At 54.0% G+C, this 14,636-nt stretch carries 22 protein-coding genes and 1 tRNA gene; 8 read left to right on the top strand and 15 right to left on the bottom strand.

Annotation, left to right across the window (positions count from 1 at the left end):
* Positions 1-10 precede the first annotated feature (10 nt).
* The 3 genes from CU100_RS09625 to CU100_RS09615 are packed head-to-tail and all read right to left on the bottom strand — an operon-like array spanning position 11 to position 3,195.
* Positions 11-1,384 carry a DUF1073 domain-containing protein gene (locus CU100_RS09625; protein WP_106716380.1) on the bottom strand — a complete coding sequence of 458 codons (1,374 nt, stop codon included), beginning with the start codon at positions 1,382-1,384 and terminating at the stop codon, positions 11-13.
* A 7-nt stretch (positions 1,385-1,391) separates the two neighbouring features.
* Complete coding sequence (locus tag CU100_RS09620) at positions 1,392-2,774, bottom strand: PBSX family phage terminase large subunit (RefSeq protein ID WP_245418981.1); 1,383 nt, start codon at positions 2,772-2,774, stop codon at positions 1,392-1,394.
* On the bottom strand, positions 2,734-3,195 hold the full coding sequence (locus CU100_RS09615; protein WP_106716379.1) for a DUF2280 domain-containing protein: 462 nt from the start codon (positions 3,193-3,195) through the stop codon (positions 2,734-2,736). The genes CU100_RS09620 and CU100_RS09615 overlap by 41 nt, the downstream gene beginning before the upstream one ends.
* A 32-nt stretch (positions 3,196-3,227) precedes the next feature.
* Here CU100_RS09615 and CU100_RS09610 point away from each other — a divergent pair, with 32 nt between their 5' ends.
* Positions 3,228-3,566 carry a hypothetical protein gene (locus CU100_RS09610; protein WP_106716378.1) on the top strand — a complete coding sequence of 113 codons (339 nt, stop codon included), beginning with the start codon at positions 3,228-3,230 and terminating at the stop codon, positions 3,564-3,566.
* On the opposite strand, the gene CU100_RS09605 is transcribed toward CU100_RS09610, so the two are convergent.
* Complete coding sequence (locus tag CU100_RS09605; protein WP_170113791.1) at positions 3,563-4,189, bottom strand: putative metallopeptidase; 627 nt, start codon at positions 4,187-4,189, stop codon at positions 3,563-3,565. The two genes, CU100_RS09610 and CU100_RS09605, sit on opposite strands and share 4 nt — an antisense overlap.
* A gap of 91 nt (positions 4,190-4,280) precedes the next feature.
* On the opposite strand from CU100_RS09605, the gene CU100_RS09600 reads away from it, so the two are divergent.
* Both CU100_RS09600 and CU100_RS09595 read left to right on the top strand, forming a co-directional pair.
* Positions 4,281-4,490, top strand: coding sequence for a hypothetical protein (locus CU100_RS09600; RefSeq protein ID WP_106716377.1), 210 nt, complete (start codon positions 4,281-4,283; stop codon positions 4,488-4,490).
* A gap of 76 nt (positions 4,491-4,566) precedes the next feature.
* Positions 4,567-4,797: a DUF378 domain-containing protein gene (locus CU100_RS09595; RefSeq protein WP_106716376.1), complete on the top strand. Its 231-nt coding sequence runs from the start codon at positions 4,567-4,569 to the stop codon at positions 4,795-4,797.
* Here the strand turns inward: CU100_RS09595 and CU100_RS09590 are convergent.
* Positions 4,772-5,245: a hypothetical protein gene (locus CU100_RS09590; RefSeq protein WP_106716375.1), complete on the bottom strand. Its 474-nt coding sequence runs from the start codon at positions 5,243-5,245 to the stop codon at positions 4,772-4,774. The two genes, CU100_RS09595 and CU100_RS09590, sit on opposite strands and share 26 nt — an antisense overlap.
* A gap of 1 nt (position 5,246) precedes the next feature.
* Here CU100_RS09590 and CU100_RS09585 point away from each other — a divergent pair, with 1 nt between their 5' ends.
* A complete protein-coding gene (locus tag CU100_RS09585; protein WP_106716374.1) occupies positions 5,247-5,522 on the top strand; it encodes a hypothetical protein in 276 nt (91 codons plus the stop codon).
* 26 nt (positions 5,523-5,548) lie between these two features.
* Here the strand turns inward: CU100_RS09585 and CU100_RS09580 are convergent.
* Positions 5,549-5,625 (bottom strand) — tRNA-Met (locus CU100_RS09580).
* Between the two features lie 80 nt (positions 5,626-5,705).
* Here CU100_RS09580 and CU100_RS09575 point away from each other — a divergent pair.
* From CU100_RS09575 to CU100_RS09565, 3 genes are all read left to right on the top strand, one after another.
* On the top strand, positions 5,706-5,891 hold the full coding sequence (locus CU100_RS09575) for a DUF3606 domain-containing protein (protein ID WP_106716373.1): 186 nt from the start codon (positions 5,706-5,708) through the stop codon (positions 5,889-5,891).
* 252 nt (positions 5,892-6,143) lie between these two features.
* Positions 6,144-7,559: a DUF1254 domain-containing protein gene (locus CU100_RS09570; RefSeq protein WP_170113790.1), complete on the top strand. Its 1,416-nt coding sequence runs from the start codon at positions 6,144-6,146 to the stop codon at positions 7,557-7,559.
* A 12-nt stretch (positions 7,560-7,571) separates the two neighbouring features.
* A complete protein-coding gene (locus tag CU100_RS09565) occupies positions 7,572-8,597 on the top strand; it encodes a DUF1214 domain-containing protein (protein WP_106716372.1) in 1,026 nt (341 codons plus the stop codon).
* 8 nt (positions 8,598-8,605) lie between these two features.
* Here CU100_RS09565 and nusG read toward each other — a convergent pair whose 3' ends face one another.
* From nusG to CU100_RS09530, 7 genes are read right to left on the bottom strand one after another with little or no spacing between them, the layout of a single operon-like run.
* Positions 8,606-9,190, bottom strand: a complete 585-nt coding sequence (nusG, locus tag CU100_RS09560; protein WP_106716371.1) for a transcription termination/antitermination protein NusG — start codon at positions 9,188-9,190, stop codon at positions 8,606-8,608.
* Positions 9,191-9,225: 35 nt separating this feature from the next.
* Complete coding sequence (locus CU100_RS09555; protein ID WP_106716370.1) at positions 9,226-9,537, bottom strand: LexA family protein; 312 nt, start codon at positions 9,535-9,537, stop codon at positions 9,226-9,228.
* 11 nt (positions 9,538-9,548) lie between these two features.
* Positions 9,549-9,779 (bottom strand): hypothetical protein, encoded by a 231-nt coding sequence (locus CU100_RS09550; protein ID WP_106716369.1) that lies wholly within the window; start codon positions 9,777-9,779, stop codon positions 9,549-9,551.
* Positions 9,766-10,368, bottom strand: coding sequence for a YdaU family protein (locus tag CU100_RS09545; protein WP_106716368.1), 603 nt, complete (start codon positions 10,366-10,368; stop codon positions 9,766-9,768). The genes CU100_RS09550 and CU100_RS09545 overlap by 14 nt, the downstream gene beginning before the upstream one ends.
* Entirely contained in the window at positions 10,365-11,156 is a 792-nt protein-coding gene (locus CU100_RS09540; RefSeq protein ID WP_106716367.1) for a deazapurine DNA modification protein DpdA family protein, read from the bottom strand. The genes CU100_RS09545 and CU100_RS09540 overlap by 4 nt, the downstream gene beginning before the upstream one ends.
* Positions 11,153-11,359 carry a hypothetical protein gene (locus tag CU100_RS09535; RefSeq protein ID WP_106716366.1) on the bottom strand — a complete coding sequence of 69 codons (207 nt, stop codon included), beginning with the start codon at positions 11,357-11,359 and terminating at the stop codon, positions 11,153-11,155. The genes CU100_RS09540 and CU100_RS09535 overlap by 4 nt, the downstream gene beginning before the upstream one ends.
* Positions 11,356-12,051, bottom strand: coding sequence for a TRM11 family methyltransferase (locus CU100_RS09530; RefSeq protein WP_106716365.1), 696 nt, complete (start codon positions 12,049-12,051; stop codon positions 11,356-11,358). The genes CU100_RS09535 and CU100_RS09530 overlap by 4 nt, the downstream gene beginning before the upstream one ends.
* 148 nt (positions 12,052-12,199) lie before the next feature.
* Here CU100_RS09530 and CU100_RS27540 point away from each other — a divergent pair, with 148 nt between their 5' ends.
* Positions 12,200-13,057 carry an HNH endonuclease gene (locus CU100_RS27540; protein WP_342588302.1) on the top strand — a complete coding sequence of 286 codons (858 nt, stop codon included), beginning with the start codon at positions 12,200-12,202 and terminating at the stop codon, positions 13,055-13,057.
* A 233-nt stretch (positions 13,058-13,290) separates the two neighbouring features.
* Here CU100_RS27540 and CU100_RS09520 read toward each other — a convergent pair whose 3' ends face one another.
* Both CU100_RS09520 and CU100_RS09515 read right to left on the bottom strand, forming a co-directional pair.
* Positions 13,291-14,220, bottom strand: coding sequence for a hypothetical protein (locus tag CU100_RS09520; RefSeq protein WP_245418980.1), 930 nt, complete (start codon positions 14,218-14,220; stop codon positions 13,291-13,293).
* A 51-nt stretch (positions 14,221-14,271) separates the two neighbouring features.
* Positions 14,272-14,586 carry a hypothetical protein gene (locus tag CU100_RS09515; RefSeq protein ID WP_245418979.1) on the bottom strand — a complete coding sequence of 105 codons (315 nt, stop codon included), beginning with the start codon at positions 14,584-14,586 and terminating at the stop codon, positions 14,272-14,274.
* Positions 14,587-14,636 lie beyond the last annotated feature (50 nt).

Below are 14,636 nucleotides of genomic sequence, written 5' to 3'. Positions count from 1 at the left end.
GAGTGGGACCTCATTTCCGCTCCAGTCGAGTTGCAGGTACCACTCCCGCCGCCGCCAGAATTTCCACTTCATCAGGTTCCTGCTCGGACAGCTTCCCGTATTCGTCGATAAAGCCATCAAGTCCAGGTAAGCTGCCGTCTTCGGTGAAGGTATTCACCAAAGCGTCAGACAGCGCCTCTCGGGTGATAATCTCCTGCCCCGACGATGAACCGATCAATGCGCGTGCGGCGTCCGACTTGGTCTTGAAGATGTCCGCCCGTTCCTTTTCGGACATTTGCTCGAGCGGCGCCCATTCGTAGTAGATGGCTTCATCGCGTGCACCAGTAGCGGATCGGATGAGGCATTCATCAAGACGTGCCATTGCTGGCGTCAGCTCAAGCTCCTGAATGGACTGGATGCGATCATGATAGTTCTTCATATCGCTTGTGCCAGTGGCGTTCATTCCGGCTGGAGACTGGCCAAGAAGGCGCGTAACTGGGATATCAGCCGCACCTGAAACGATCTGCATGAAGGCCATGAGGATGTCTGTGAGCCCGGCAAGCTGAGCGCTCTTGCTCTCATATTCTTCTTCGGCATCCAGGATAAGCGTACCATTGATGCCCTTGATTGTGTTTGCCAGCGTATAGCGCTGAAGAATGGCGTTCTCGTATTCCTTGTTGCCGATGTTCTCCGTGAAACCAGGTATCTTGATGATATCGATCTTGGCTTCGAAGATGAGGCTGGCGATGTTTCCGGCGGTGCTGTCGGCATTCTTGATTGCGTCGAGAGTGGCAGTCAGGATGCTCTCGCCCCAGCCTTGCGTCATGCCGCTGATATCGTCGTCAGGAGCCATTGCTCCATTGAAGAGCACCAGGCGCGACGGATGGATAATCAGCTGCTTGCCGTTCAGACCGGTCAGGTAGTAGTTCTGGGGCTTGTTAAACCATTCCGATTCAGGGTCTCGGTCGATCCTTCCTGCCTTCAGCTGTCGACGCGTCAATACCGTCAGGTGCTTGAGGCCAGCCTTGCCCATCTTCTCAGGGTCGAGCGGCCGCGACGGATCCTCATCACCAGTCCCAATGTAAAGCGCAGCGCCACCGAATAAGCGGCCCTTCTTCGATGCTTCAAGGAGCTTGCCCTTGACGTTAAGCCGCTTTTCTTCCTTTTCGATTAGTTCAATCAGCTTATCATCAGCCTGCCAATCGCGCCATTTGCGGCAGCTATCCAGCGCGGGAATGTCAATGATCTTCCTGGGCAACCATGAACCACGATACGCCGCAACGATCTGGTCATCGCTCAGGATCGGCTGGGTGTAAAAAACAGTCGCTGCCTTGTCACGCTCGGTACCCAGGCGGGAAACAAAACTGACCAGGCTATCGCGAGCCATAGTGATCACATTTCCCATGATGGTCCTAACCAATGTTCGCGAGCGTGAAGGTGTGCGAGGTGCGCGGCGCGAAGGCCATTACGAAGGCGTCGGCAAGGTTCGGAGACGGGATGTCCCGCTTGTCCAGGTCCTTCTTGCTTTCGACCTTCGATTTACCGCTGTTGTCATAGTCCTTGCGAGGGGTCGAAAGCTCATCGATGAGCCTGTCGAGATGATCGCATTCGCTCGATATCGAAATCAGCTCATCTGGTGCGAACTGCTCGCCACGCTCCACCGCGTTGAAGGTATTGCGGAAGCGGCGTGAGACTTCCCACCACGATTGTGCTTTGATGTTCGAATAGAAGTCCTTGTTCAGCGGTGACTTCGGATCCTTGGGATCAATGCGCCGCTCGGGATTGAGAACCGCGCCGCCAGCATTGAACCGGAAGTACGGTATCTTGACCTTGTGCTCCTGGTTGAGCGCCTGGAAGTGTGCGCCGGCGAAAGCTCCGACACCAATGCTGTCATAATCGATCGAGGCTTCAAGCATACGGGCAATGGCATGCACCCTGCCCGCTGATTTCAGAAGTTCGTCCTCTTTCGCCTTCCACTCATCAACATGTGTGGCAAGAAAGCCATGATTTGCCACGGTAGCGCACTTGTCGTCGCCTCTGTCCGCAACGTCGAACCCGACACGCTTAACGCCTGTGGGCTCGATCTTGAGCTTCTTGTGCGCATCAACGGCGGCAAGAATCCAGGACCGCTTGATGATAACGGCATCATCGTCCGTTAACGGCTCGCCCAGGTAGATATGCCGGAACTCTTCCTCGTCCTCTTTCCGTTTCGCCTCAATGACCTTGAGGATGGTCGCGGACAGAAACGGGTTGTCGACGTAGTTGATCTGCTTCTTGATCGTGTCCGGAGGCGTATTTGAGATGAACCGGCGATAGACGAAATCAGTTACAAGGCGCGGATTGAAAATAATCCAGAACTGCGAGCCTTCCTTGCGCAGCGTCGGCTCAAGGATGTCCCATTGTTCTTGCGTGAGGTTGTGAGCTTCCTCGATCCAGCAGATGTCGATACCTTCGAGCGACTTGATTTCATCGATGTGCCGCCAGAGGCCATAGAACATGAACTCCGAACCGGTCAGCTTATGCTTGATCGAGTTTTCGGTAATGATGAACTGGTTGGTGAGCCCAAACCGCCCAATCTGGATTTTCAACAACGTGTAGACTGATTCCGCAATCTTGTTCTGAAACTGACGGGCGCAAAGAACGCGGATCCTGCATTGGGTGGCAAGGAACACTGCAAAGCCGGCAGCATCCCATGACTTCGAACTTGAGCGACCGCCATACAGAACCCGGTTGCGCGCCGGTGTCAGCCAGAAGTCACGAAGTACCGGATTTAATGTTGCCGTAGAAGTCTGCAAGTGTCCGAACCTCGATGGCGCCACCGTCTGCGCCAACAAGAGCGCGCCGGTTCGTAAAGCTGTCCCCGACTTCCTTGGCAGCCTGTTCCATCAGGTTGGCGGCAAGCACCATGTTGCCTTGGTTCTCTGCCTTCTCAGCCATGCGCTGAAGAGCGCGAAGGCGGACGGCGCGATGAGAGATCGCAATGGTCGCCGTATCCTCGAGGAAAGTCTTACGCGTCTCTTCGAACAAGGCCTTCCATTTCTCAGCTAGGTTGCTGCCAGCCTTCTTGTTCGGGTCGTACCCCTCAACCGACTGGCGAGTGATAGTCTCCCCAAATTCCTTCCTGACTGCATCTACGACGACCGATGGTGTATCGAAGCATGCGAGGCTTTGCACGATGAAGGTTTGAACGTCGTTTTTGAGCTTGCCTTTTGCCATTGCTATGTCAGGGTCCGGTCAGGGATGAAAAGATGGATTGGCTGTTCAGTAACTGGTTGACGGTGGTTCCGCTGATTGGCTCGGCGGTTGCTTGGGCATGGGCTGCGGTGGATCGAGCGTTAACGCTTCGTCGAGAACAGGCACAGCGTGAGTGGGCACGTCTAGGAGAGCTTCTGGTTATACTTAACAACAAGGACAATAAGCACGGCTATTGGTCGCAAATCGCTGCGGTGGTCGAGATGCACGGACTGCGGACAAAGCGGAGCACCGTTTTGCGGCTTGCCAAGGAAGCTCGATTGTTCTGGTCTAATGGCGCTACGCCGGCATTATTGACAGAACTGGATCTTCTGATCGCCGACTTGGAACGCTAAGCAGCATGCAGCTGACAGGTACCGCATGCATGAGCGATACGGACATTCGCGATCTCAGGACCTGCGTTGCCAGCATCAACTAGCGCGCGGACATGTGAAGCATCTGCCCCATAGCGGCGGACAACACCTATGAACTCTTCGATGTCGTGTTCGCGTAGAGTGAATGCCGGCAATCCTGTCGACTTATGGAACTTCGGAGCGCCGAAAGGATCGGTCTCTTGTGCGGCGTGATAGAGCTCGTGCTCGACCAATGCGCAGAATTCAGCGTCGCTACAGGACATGGCGTACTCGGCCTCGAATGTCAGGATAAAATTCGGCACGTGGCCGAACCACCCGACGATCTGCTCTTCTGCCCGGGCCTTGCCCCACTTCCCCATCATGCCCGAAGGCTGGCCCTCTTCACACTGACCGACGATGCGACGTCCCTTGCGGCTGTTGCTGACATTGGTCCAGAGCATGCCGATCGAGGCAGACTGCAAATGGAAGTGATCCGGGTTGTGTAGCTCGCCATCATCCTCGATGAATGTAGCCATTGCCCACTCAACCAACTCCGGAGCCGGAGCAAAGCATATCTTGGCATCTATGGATGTGATGCTCTCCGGAGGCATCGGGCGGCGCGACATGATCACAGTTTCGTATGTCCTGCAGTTGCTTAACCTAATTGTCATGCTTGAGTTGCTTACTGCTGAGACGCAGAAATCAGGAGACTAGGAAATGCTCAAATTCATGTCCGCCGAAGGGCAGCCTGTTTACGTCAATCCGTTCGCAATCGTAGCGGTTCAGAAATATGGCGATGCGGAACACACAACCATTCACACTTTAGGACCACAAAGTCCGAGCCATTTCTGTATCCTGGTGAAAGAAGAACCTGAGGCTGTTGCAAGCCAGTGGCGGGAAGCAGTCAAACAGAATTCCTCTTTATAAAGATGACACGTTGCAAGTGAGGAACGAACGACGTCCCACGGCGTTCGGGGCGATCTGACGCTTGGGGGAACACGGCATGCGTGCACTGAACATCATCACATTGCTCTTGATCATAGTCGGCGGTTTGAATTGGGGACTTGTGGGCCTATTTCAATTTGACCTTGTTGCCGCGATCTTTGGTGGGCAAAACTCCGCCTTGGCTCGACTAGTCTATGTGCTTGTTGGTCTTTCGGCCCTTTGGCAGTTCATACCGCTCGTTAGAAGTTTCAATGATGGCCAAGTCAGCGCAGAGCGAAATCGCCGCTAATCCGACGTGTGTTAAAGCGCGCTCCGATCGGTTGACTGTCCAGCCATTCCATCTTCGCGAACTCACGATCGCCTGTCATCTTGAAGATGGAGGCTTCGGACAGTTGGTCTCGCGGGTTTTCACCTTTCGATTGCAGCCAGCGGCATTGCGCTGTGATCGCTTCCACCTCTGTCTTGTCGTACTGGTAGGAGACGTTGTCGGTCATATCGACGCCGTTTTCACGCTGCACGTGGTGCGCTAGCTCATGCACGAGAACGCCTTGATCCTTCAGGTTGCCGTCTCGCCAATGGCGTAGTGTTATGACCGGCGGGCGTAGCCACGACCAACGTATCTGCCCCAGGCATTTGAGGTCAGGCTCGACCCTAATCTCAGGCGGATCATTCGGGCAGCGGTATTTCAGCAGATCGGCAGCATAGACCATCATCTCGCGAGCAAGAGCGATGTTCATAATGAGCCTCTGGGACTATGATAGTGTGGCGGTCAAGCACGGAGAAAACGTCATGCCGAAGCCCGATATTTCACCGGATCACGAAGTCATTGCTGCTCACATGCATGCCGTTACAGCAGCTTTCCAGACACTTGTACTTTGCCTTCAAACCAACGGGGCTCTTGAACCTGGTCAGTATCCAGCCGCGCTGCATAGCTACATGGAACTGGCTAGAGAAAAGGCGAGCCCAATGACCCTGGCAATGCTGGACGACCTGCGCCAGGCTTTGCTCAATTGATCGTTTGGCCGAGAGTTCCGCCTGTTTGGTTGCAGGAGCCGGATTCGAACAGACTGCCTCTTGGTTATGAGCCAAGCGCGCTACCGAACTGCGCCACCCTGCGAAACTGAAGTTTGAACCAATAGTACGACCGGGAACCAATCATTGAAGTTTTTATTATCTCCAGAACAGGGAGGTAACACAATGACAGACGATAAGTCCAAGCGAGACAATCGGGACCGATCGAGGGTTTCCGGGAGCGAAGACTATGAGATCGAGCATCTCATGAAGAAATTCGATATCAGTAGGAATCGTGCTCAGGATCTCGTCAAAAAACATAACGGTAATCGAAAGAAGATCGAGGACGAACTAAGCTCTGTTGACATCTGAATTTGGTGAATAGTTTTCCATGGCGGGAAGCCGTGAAGCTCTTCCCATGCGCCCGGCGAGTGTTCCCTGTCCAAAGGTCCGGCGTCAACGCAGATCACCAGTAGGCGTCTAAACTGATTTGGTTCCTATTGGAAGGACTTTTTTCATAGAACCTTAAGATTCCGGCGAGAATGTTACGTGCACGTTACCGAAACATCATTGATGTTGATTGTCCTTCGGCCATGATGGTGCAAACCATTGGAGTCGATCGAAATGGTCACGCGACGTTCATTTATGATGTCTGGCACGATTGCTATAGTCCTTCCGTTCACGACGTTTCCGGCCAGAGCACAACAGGAAGAAGTCTCTGCAGAAGATGCACAAGCAATAGCGAAGGAAGCCACCATTTATGGTTTCCCATTGGTCGACAACTACCGCATCCAGCACTCATATTTTGCAGACCATGCAAGTCCCGAATTTAAGTCCAGTTGGAATAAGATTTTCAATAATGCTCGTGTTTATACACCAAATGACAAGGCGATTCAGACACCTAACTCTGACACGCCCTATTCATATGTTGGAGCAGATTTACGCGCGGAACCGCTCGTGTTTACAGTTCCCGAAGTTGAACAGGCGCGTTATTACTCGCTGCAATTCATCGACTTATATACGTTCAATTTCGCCTACGTTGGTAGTCGTGCCACAGGCAATGGAGCGGGTTCGTATTTACTTGCTGGACCAAATTGGAAGGGCGACCGGCCGGAGGGTATAAAAGCTGTCATCCGTTCCGAGACCGAATTCGCGTTCATTCTTTACCGAACGCAGCTCTTCGGTCCAGATGACATCGACAATGTCAAAAGAGTCCAAGAAGGCTATAAGGTTAGTCCCCTGTCCTCGTTTCTGGGGACTCCCGCACCAGCACCGGCTCCGACTATAGATTTCATCAAGCCTCTAAGTGCACCGGATGAGAAAAATTCTCTGGAGTTTTTCAACCAACTCAATTTTGTTCTCCAATTCTGCCCAACCCATCCCTCAGAAACAGAGTTGATGACGCGGTTCGCCAAACTAGGCATTGGTGCAGGAAAAACGTTTGATCCTTCTAACCTTTCTGCGGAAGCACGTAACGCAGTACAGGCTGGCATGGCTGATGCTTGGGCCGCATTTAAGGAACACAAGGAAAAAGATCTTGATACTGGCAAGACGTCGAGTGCCGACGGGTTTGGTACTCGCGCGTTCCTTAAAAACAACTACTTGGAACGAATGTCAGCCGCGGCACTTGGCATCTATGGTAATTCGAAAGACGAAGCAATTTATCCAGCCTACTTCGTCGACAACGAGAGGAATGCGCTGAACGGAGCCAATCGATACGCGCTCCGCTTCGGCCCAAACAGCCTCCCGCCAGTCAATGCTTTCTGGTCGCTGACACTATACGAGCTCCCAGAAAGCTTACTGTCCGCAAACCGCCTCAACCGCTATCTGATAAACTCTCCCATGTTACCGGAATTGAAGCGTGAAGCCGACGGCGGCGTGACGCTCTACATCCAGCACGAATCCCCCGGACAGGAGAACGAGCCTAACTGGCTGCCAGCACCAAACGGGCCATTCTTCGTCGTCATGCGTCTCTATTGGCCGAAATCCGACGCGCTGGATGGAAAATGGAAGGCGCCGCCACTGGAAAAAACGAACTGAAGGGTAACCACCATGAACATCAGAAATTTAACGGCGGCGGCGATTTTTGGCTTTTCTATGTTAGTTGGCAATGCCACTGCATTCGCTGCGGCAGGCGTTGTTACGGTCGATAATTTTACCCGGGCTGAGAGCGACCTTTATCTTGGCAATATCGTCAAGGATGGGGGATTCGGAAAATTTCTCCATCGTCGTGAACCTGCGGCAATCGATAATCAGACAGTCATACGCCTGAATCGCGACACACTCTATTCGGCCGCTGTCTTCGACCTCGACGCCGGCCCGGTAACGATTACACTTCCCGACGCTGGAAAACGCTTCATGTCGCTCTTGGCGATCAACGAAGACCATTATATTTCCGCGGTATCGTATGGCGGCGCGAGCACCTTCACAAGAGAACAGGTCGGCACGCGCTATTTTGTGACTGCCATACGGACATTTGTCGACCCCACCGATGCGAAGGACGTCGAACAGGTTCATGCTTTGCAGGACGCCATCAAGATCGGCCAGCCAGGCGGGCCCGGTACGTTCGCAGTTCCGGAGTGGGACCAGGCCACTCAGAAAAAGGTTCGTGACGCCTTATTAGTCTTGGCGACCACTATGCCAGATTTTAACAAAGCCTTCGGCTCCAAAGACCAGGTCGATCCGGTGCGTCACCTAGTTGCAAGCGCCGCTGCCTGGGGCGGCAACCCTGACAAGGATGCCACTTATCTTAACGTCACACCTGAGAATAATGATGGTACGGCCGTCTACAGGCTTGATGTGAAAGATGTTCCCGTTGACGGCTTCTGGTCGATCAGCCTCTATAATCCTGCAGGCTACTTTGCGAAAAACTCCTACGATGCCTATTCACTGAACAATGTCACTGCAAATAAAAGCGCAGATGGCTCTATCGACATCCAATTCGGAGGTTGTGACGGAAAAACTTTGAACTGCTTGCCGATAATGAAAGGCTGGAACTATACGGTGCGGCTGTACCGTCCGCGCGAAGAGATTTTGAACGGTGCATGGAAGTTTCCGGAGCCTCAAGTTTCGAAGTAGAAATTGGGCTAAGCTGCTGGTGAGATTTGCGCTGGTTTAAACTCGACTGCTGTCATTCTGCCGAATAACTCGATTAGGGCGATGACCCTACCTGCCTTCGTCACTTCCTCGACAATCGCCCCGAATGTGGCGAACGGATTGCCTTTGTCCGTTACGAAAATGTTCGTACCGGCGGGAAAATGCTTGATAGTGTTTTCCTTGGCGGAGACAGCCTCTTCCCGACGATGGATCCGTGCTTCCCGTGTATCATCGAACATCATGTCCAACTCAGCCAAGTAGATCGCCTCGACATGATTTTCGGATATCCTGATAGGTCTGCCGTTCACACCGAGGACGCACTCGACTCCGTCGCATTTGTTGACACGATAGAAGTTTGCATTCTTTGGTGAAAATCCGACAAACAGATATCGCGACATCAGCGCATTTTCATTGACCTTGTAGGTGTGGGTCCGCATGTTCTTCACCTCGACCTTGCGTCGTGGATAATACGTGTCAAAGCCTGCCTTTTGAATGTTCTCGAAAGCCTTCTCTTCGCCCTTCACAGTGGTGCGAACGACATACCAGTGCTTGTCTTTGTCGATGCCAGTCTTCATGTCCTGTCCTAATTCGTTCGAGGCGCCGCTTCCGGTTATGCCGCTTTGAGTATGATCGACCGCCGCTGATGTGGTTCTATTTCGACATGGCCGCGTGCCTGGAGCCGGTGGAGCATGTAAAACGCTGCGGTCGATGAGCAGCCCAATGCCTCTGCCGCTTCCTTGTAGGTCAGTGGGTCGCCGTTCTGCTCGTCCTGATAAGCCTTGAGAAGGTCGAGTGCTTGCTGTTGACGCTCTGTCAGCCTCTTGGGCTTCGGATCGTATTGGCGGACGATCTCACGAGCCAAGGCCGGGCTTGCTGCGATGAGACGCTTTGCCCTTTCCTCAATTTCATCATTTTCAAACATCACGCATACTCCTACTGAATAACCACCTGCCCCGGTTTCACGCCGGCGCGGGCCATGATTTCCCGCATTTTCTTCCGGTAGCGGACTTCGTCGCAGAGCTGCGCAGTCGACGGGCAATAGGCCTTGTTGACCTCCTTGACCTCGCCTTGACGAAACCGCTCTATGGCTGCCAGCACGTCGATACACTCGAAGTCCTCAACCGCGTCGAGGTAGGCGCGAAGCTGAAGATCAGGATCGGACATGGGCGATTGCGGGAAACTCCCGAACAGTTTGGTCAATGACTTTGTCGCCTCGATCTTCTCCGAGTTGTTCATTTTCCTTGAGCTCCTGAATGAGTGAACGTGCTGCATCTGTTGATTTCCGAAGATGGACAAATCCATTCGGTTTTCGCGCGCTTGCGCGCTCTGAAAAACTGTCAAGTTTTTCTATATGGTCTCTGGTATCTGGAAGATGCTGTGGCAAACCGGTAGCATTTGCCACACGTGCATCCTTATCTTTCAAAGCCTTAGCCTCGCCACCCTTTGCCCCGGCGGTAGCCCTCGATTGACTTTTACTCGTGCTTTTTTGAAGCTCTTTTGTCAGACGATTGTGCCTGATCGTCTCATCTGAAATGACGAAAAATGACAGGAGATCATCGCTGATGGAGCGCCACTTTTTGACGGACATGCGGACAACACGAGCGAGCTTGGCATCATCGTTTGGCAATGATCCGTCGGCGTTCCACATGGCCATAAGCAAGAGCATGTAGGCACCAATTTGCTCCGTGCTGAGGTGCAGCGTGTCTCCGATAAAGTCAGAGACGTAAAGCTGCATGAATGGTCGCTCACTCATGCTGCAACCCTCCACAGAGGGAGAGGAAGCTGCCATGCCTCAAAGGCACGAGAAGCAGCGCCCTGGACGCGATCGGCAAAGGCCTTAGCCTCTTTCCATGAGTTGCCGTCCCTGCCCTGCTTACGAGCGGCAAACGACCAAGCCATGCTGTCTGCGCTGTAGAGCATCGCGCGGACGCCGGGATGGAGAAGTGACGTTTGTTTTATCCCGAATCCGTGGAGCCTCAAGTCCGGACGAACGGCATGAATTGCGAAAAGAACCTCTATGATCTTCTCCGGTATGCCGTTGCGTTTGCAAACAGAGCCAACGCCTACCCACATTCCCGGCTTGAGCCGATCGCCATACATGCGAACGTGGTTGGCGTAGTCTTGCGGCGCAAAGCCTTGCAGCACCGGCATGACGTGGAAGGGAATCGATCCGCCGAATAAGCGCTCAAGCTCCGCCACAAGGGCGTCATAGCGCTTTATTGTTAGACGCTGATGGTCCTCAATCGTTAGACCAGTTTTCACAAGCATGACTGGCTCGCACATATAATCTTGTGCAACAGCGGCTGCTATGTTGATGACGCCTGCGGAATGAAGGCGTCGAAGCTCGTTCGCATATTCCTCGACACTTGACCGATAACCGCCATGAAGGTTGATCTCGGTAAAGGCACCGCTGTCCACCAACACATCGGCGCAATCGACAGGTTTCTTGCGCCCCTTGAGGCGACGCACGCTGATACAGGCACGATTGAAGTTTTCGGCATCACCAGGTTGGTGAAGGCCCACATAAAAACGCACGCTCACGCCGCACCTCGCTCGCGCGCGGCGGCGGCGCTATAATCAGACACCGCTTGTTGCAGGACAGTAAGTTCGCGCCAACGTGCCTCGATTTCATGATCTGGCCGCTTGCGCCTGCCTTCCGAGAAGTCCTGAAGCCAGGTTGCTTTTCCAATGACGAGCTTGTTCAGTTCCTCCGCCATCTCTTGATTGGGGATCCTGGAGGTCATTCCGCGGCCTCCGAAAATAGCGTGGACTGCCTCGCATCTGACTTGCGATCGAGCATGCGGAGAACTGTCTCGCCATGGTGCTTTGTGTCCCAGACGAACCAGGCATTGAGCATTGGCGGAGCGCCCTGCCCTGTGAAATCGATCTTCCAGCGCATAAGGTAGACGCGCGCTGGTGGATGAGCGGCGTAGAAGTGCTTCATCCCGCCGGCGCCCGGCCATCCCCAATTCATCAGCAGCGCCATGTATTCGACTTGCAGGGTTTCGAGCGCATGTTTGAGCCAGCGCGCCTTGCCATTTCCCCATCCGCATTCACTAAAAGGCGGGTTGGTCACGATGGCGTAGGAAGGGAATGTCTCGTGGGTGAAGTCATAAAAGTTCTTTATAACGGCACCACAGCCTCGGTCGATCATGTCGGAGGCGAAGACGTTGAGCCCGAGCGCTTCCATCTCGCGAACCATGGCGCCGTCGCCTGCTGCCGGTTCAGCAATGCTGCGGAAGTCGCGGAGGCGACCGATCTCGGCATGTAGCAGTGCGCGGGTCGGTTCGGGCGGTGTGGGATAGAAATCATCCTTCTCACGTTCCAGGTTGTCGACGCGCTCATAACTGCCGTCGAGCTGGCGCTGAACAACTGGCTTTGACTTCTTGCCGGTCGCGCGAAACAGGCCGCGAGCTGATGGTGCTGCCTTGCTCATCAGATCCCTCCGATAAAGAACAGAGGGACAATCATCCAAGCGATGGCAAAGAGTGCCAGGCAAATGCCGAGCACGACGCTTAAAGGACTGACAGTGTCATTGTGGTTGTCGTTCACGCCGCCTCTCCCATTGATAAATCTCCGGCGAAATGGAATTGTCCGTGCGGGGCAAATACGTCTGGGGGAAATCTATGAGTTGGGGCTTTGAGCGCGGTCGGATTTACAATCGGCGCAAAGACATTCATGCGCGTTTTGGCGGTCAACAGCAGGGCGGCATCATCACGCCCGCGTTGCATTCCTTGGTTGTCATCATTACCGGCGAAGAAGGGGCAGAACACGGATACGCCGATCGTTGGCAACCCGAAGGGGTATTTGAATACTTCGGAGAAGGTCAGGTTGGCGACATGTCGATGAGAGCCGGCAACAAGGCAATTGCTGAACATTCGATCGAGGGTAAAAGCCTGCTTCTTTTTACCAAAACCAAAGCTGGCTTGCGATTTGAAGACGAATTCGTCTACGAATCCCATCACATCGAACGCGCTCCCGATCGGGAAAAAAATCTTCGCGACGCTATGGTGTTCGAGTTGAGGCCGATTGCCAGTGTTGTCGAGGTAGTGGAGGAAGAACCGCCCACCGCTAAAGCTGCTGCGGTCGAACTTGAGGAGCTTCGAAAAAAGGCAATTGCCGCCGCCAAGGAAAGTCCAGGCAAGACGAAAACAACGACGACCGTATTCGAACGCAGCCGGCACGTCCGTGATTACGTAGTCGCGCGAGCAAAAGGCACCTGCGAGGGATGCAAAGGCCCTGCCCCGTTCTTGCGGTCGAATGGGGTTCCTTACCTCGAGCCACATCACATTCGCAGGATGACAGATGGCGGCCCGGACGATCCGCGGCACGTGATAGCCCTTTGCCCAAACTGCCACAGGCGCGTGCATTCCGGGGCTGATGGCTTCGACTTCAACATCAAACTCGCAACGGCCATGCTTGCGATTGACAAGAAGAGCTGATCTCGGTAGGGCGCAGTTGTTCATGCTGCCACCAAGAGCTTTAGGCAGCGAGCCCGGCCAGGGATGCGAGAAATATACCCCCGCTCTTCCAAACCGCAGACGAGGCGATGAATGCCGCTTGCCGATCAAGGCTTCCTTCATTTCGGCATAGGATGGCGTGGAGCCGTGACCCTGTTCAAACTTCCGGACGAAAGAGAGAAGCGCTGATTGACGTGCTATGAGGTCAATACTGGTCATAGCCCGCACCCCGCTTCGCACACCATGAGCATGTTGCTTTGGCCTCTGTCCTCAGCAGTCGAAAGATCGACATGGCTAAGCGGCTTCAAACTCCGGTGGAGATATTCAGCATGGATCATTCCGGGTGTGTCACGGATTAATGCGTCGATCCTTATGGCCTCGGCAAAAGCATCAGGATCGTTCTCTTTAAGCCAGCGCCATTCATGGTCAGAGCGATAAGGGCAGAAGACGCACGCTGACTTTGGCGGTACCGTGTAGCTATTCTTACGAAGCCATTGTTCGCAATCGTTGCGGCTCATCCGCATCTCGAGAAGGGGATACCGATTGACCGCCCAACGATCGAACGCTGCCCCTGCCCTTACTACCTCATCAGTCGATATGCCGATCCAGACTTCACAGCTCCCGGCCGGAATACGTTGTCTCGGCGTGTAACCCATCAATTGGCGCTGCATCTTGGTAAGTGGTTCAACCTTGAACTCTCTTGTGCACTGGCGGCGCCCCATGCCACCGTTCGCAGTAAAGAAGGGCGCAGACACGAAACGGTTTGATCCGCCGTCTTTCCTAACGCCTGATTGACCTCGTGCCCGCCGTTCGATTGTCTCCGTTATGGAGCCGTTCGAGACACGTTCGGTTCGCATCCGCCCGTTGGTGCGTTTGATCACCTCGCCCTCTAACCAGTCTAAGTGCCTTAGTGTCGCCGGAGTTTCCGCACCGGGATTTGCAAAGATCATGCAATCCGGAAGTGGACCAATCTCTCCGTGAATAGCCATTAGCGCCAAGGTGGTTGACTGTACCCCCGCTCCCATTGATAGAACGCGCAGTTTAGCTCCTTCAACCAAGCCCCAAGACCAGCCACCGCGGCGAACCTTTGGCTGGCCACTCGCTGGTCTCTCAATGTCAGTTGTTAGCTCGAATGCGGCGTTCATTGTTCACCTGCCTTTAATTCGGGGGCGATCCACTCGGCGAGAGTGGCGGCCCTATCTCGGATAGAGGCCGCGAGTTTCAGACGGCGCTGAGTTGACAGCCATCGCAGCAACACGGGCGGTCTGAGATTTGTATGCTGCATGGGCTTCCCTCGCTCGGATGACAGCGCGCATCTCTTCGATCTCGTGATGGTCGATACGCGTTGCTTCTTTGTTGAAAATTGAGCGGACACGGCGGCGCGTCCATTCGTCATTGCGTTTACTCAAGGCACGATACGCACGATCCAACATGCTCTTGACAGGCTCACGGACACCGCGGTGACCGATGACGTCATCAAGCAGGTTGGCGGCAAGATCAGCGTCAGACATGGCTGGTCCCTCCGACTCCAATTTGGGTGAGATTTCCAGATTCCCGGATT

This window comes from Phyllobacterium endophyticum (assembly GCF_003010935.1).
Lineage (GTDB): Bacteria > Pseudomonadota > Alphaproteobacteria > Rhizobiales > Rhizobiaceae > Phyllobacterium > Phyllobacterium endophyticum.
Note: the sequence above shows the minus strand (reverse complement) of the source record. Positions and strands in the feature narration are given on the sequence as shown.

Coding starts and splice junctions, on each gene's coding strand:
- CU100_RS09625 (WP_106716380.1), bottom strand. CDS start 1,384: ATGGGAAATGTGATCACTATGGCTCGCGATAGCCTGGTCAGTTTTGTT.
- CU100_RS09615 (WP_106716379.1), bottom strand. CDS start 3,195: ATGGCAAAAGGCAAGCTCAAAAACGACGTTCAAACCTTCATCGTGCAA.
- CU100_RS09610 (WP_106716378.1), top strand. CDS start 3,228: ATGGATTGGCTGTTCAGTAACTGGTTGACGGTGGTTCCGCTGATTGGC.
- CU100_RS09605 (WP_170113791.1), bottom strand. CDS start 4,189: ATGTCGCGCCGCCCGATGCCTCCGGAGAGCATCACATCCATAGATGCC.
- CU100_RS09600 (WP_106716377.1), top strand. CDS start 4,281: ATGCTCAAATTCATGTCCGCCGAAGGGCAGCCTGTTTACGTCAATCCG.
- CU100_RS09595 (WP_106716376.1), top strand. CDS start 4,567: ATGCGTGCACTGAACATCATCACATTGCTCTTGATCATAGTCGGCGGT.
- CU100_RS09590 (WP_106716375.1), bottom strand. CDS start 5,245: ATGAACATCGCTCTTGCTCGCGAGATGATGGTCTATGCTGCCGATCTG.
- CU100_RS09585 (WP_106716374.1), top strand. CDS start 5,247: ATGAGCCTCTGGGACTATGATAGTGTGGCGGTCAAGCACGGAGAAAAC.
- CU100_RS09575 (WP_106716373.1), top strand. CDS start 5,706: ATGACAGACGATAAGTCCAAGCGAGACAATCGGGACCGATCGAGGGTT.
- CU100_RS09570 (WP_170113790.1), top strand. CDS start 6,144: ATGGTCACGCGACGTTCATTTATGATGTCTGGCACGATTGCTATAGTC.
- CU100_RS09565 (WP_106716372.1), top strand. CDS start 7,572: ATGAACATCAGAAATTTAACGGCGGCGGCGATTTTTGGCTTTTCTATG.
- nusG (WP_106716371.1), bottom strand. CDS start 9,190: ATGAAGACTGGCATCGACAAAGACAAGCACTGGTATGTCGTTCGCACC.
- CU100_RS09555 (WP_106716370.1), bottom strand. CDS start 9,537: ATGTTTGAAAATGATGAAATTGAGGAAAGGGCAAAGCGTCTCATCGCA.
- CU100_RS09550 (WP_106716369.1), bottom strand. CDS start 9,779: ATGTCCGATCCTGATCTTCAGCTTCGCGCCTACCTCGACGCGGTTGAG.
- CU100_RS09545 (WP_106716368.1), bottom strand. CDS start 10,368: ATGAGTGAGCGACCATTCATGCAGCTTTACGTCTCTGACTTTATCGGA.
- CU100_RS09535 (WP_106716366.1), bottom strand. CDS start 11,359: ATGACCTCCAGGATCCCCAATCAAGAGATGGCGGAGGAACTGAACAAG.
- CU100_RS09530 (WP_106716365.1), bottom strand. CDS start 12,051: ATGAGCAAGGCAGCACCATCAGCTCGCGGCCTGTTTCGCGCGACCGGC.
- CU100_RS27540 (WP_342588302.1), top strand. CDS start 12,200: ATGGAATTGTCCGTGCGGGGCAAATACGTCTGGGGGAAATCTATGAGT.
- CU100_RS09520 (WP_245418980.1), bottom strand. CDS start 14,220: ATGAACGCCGCATTCGAGCTAACAACTGACATTGAGAGACCAGCGAGT.
- CU100_RS09515 (WP_245418979.1), bottom strand. CDS start 14,586: ATGTCTGACGCTGATCTTGCCGCCAACCTGCTTGATGACGTCATCGGT.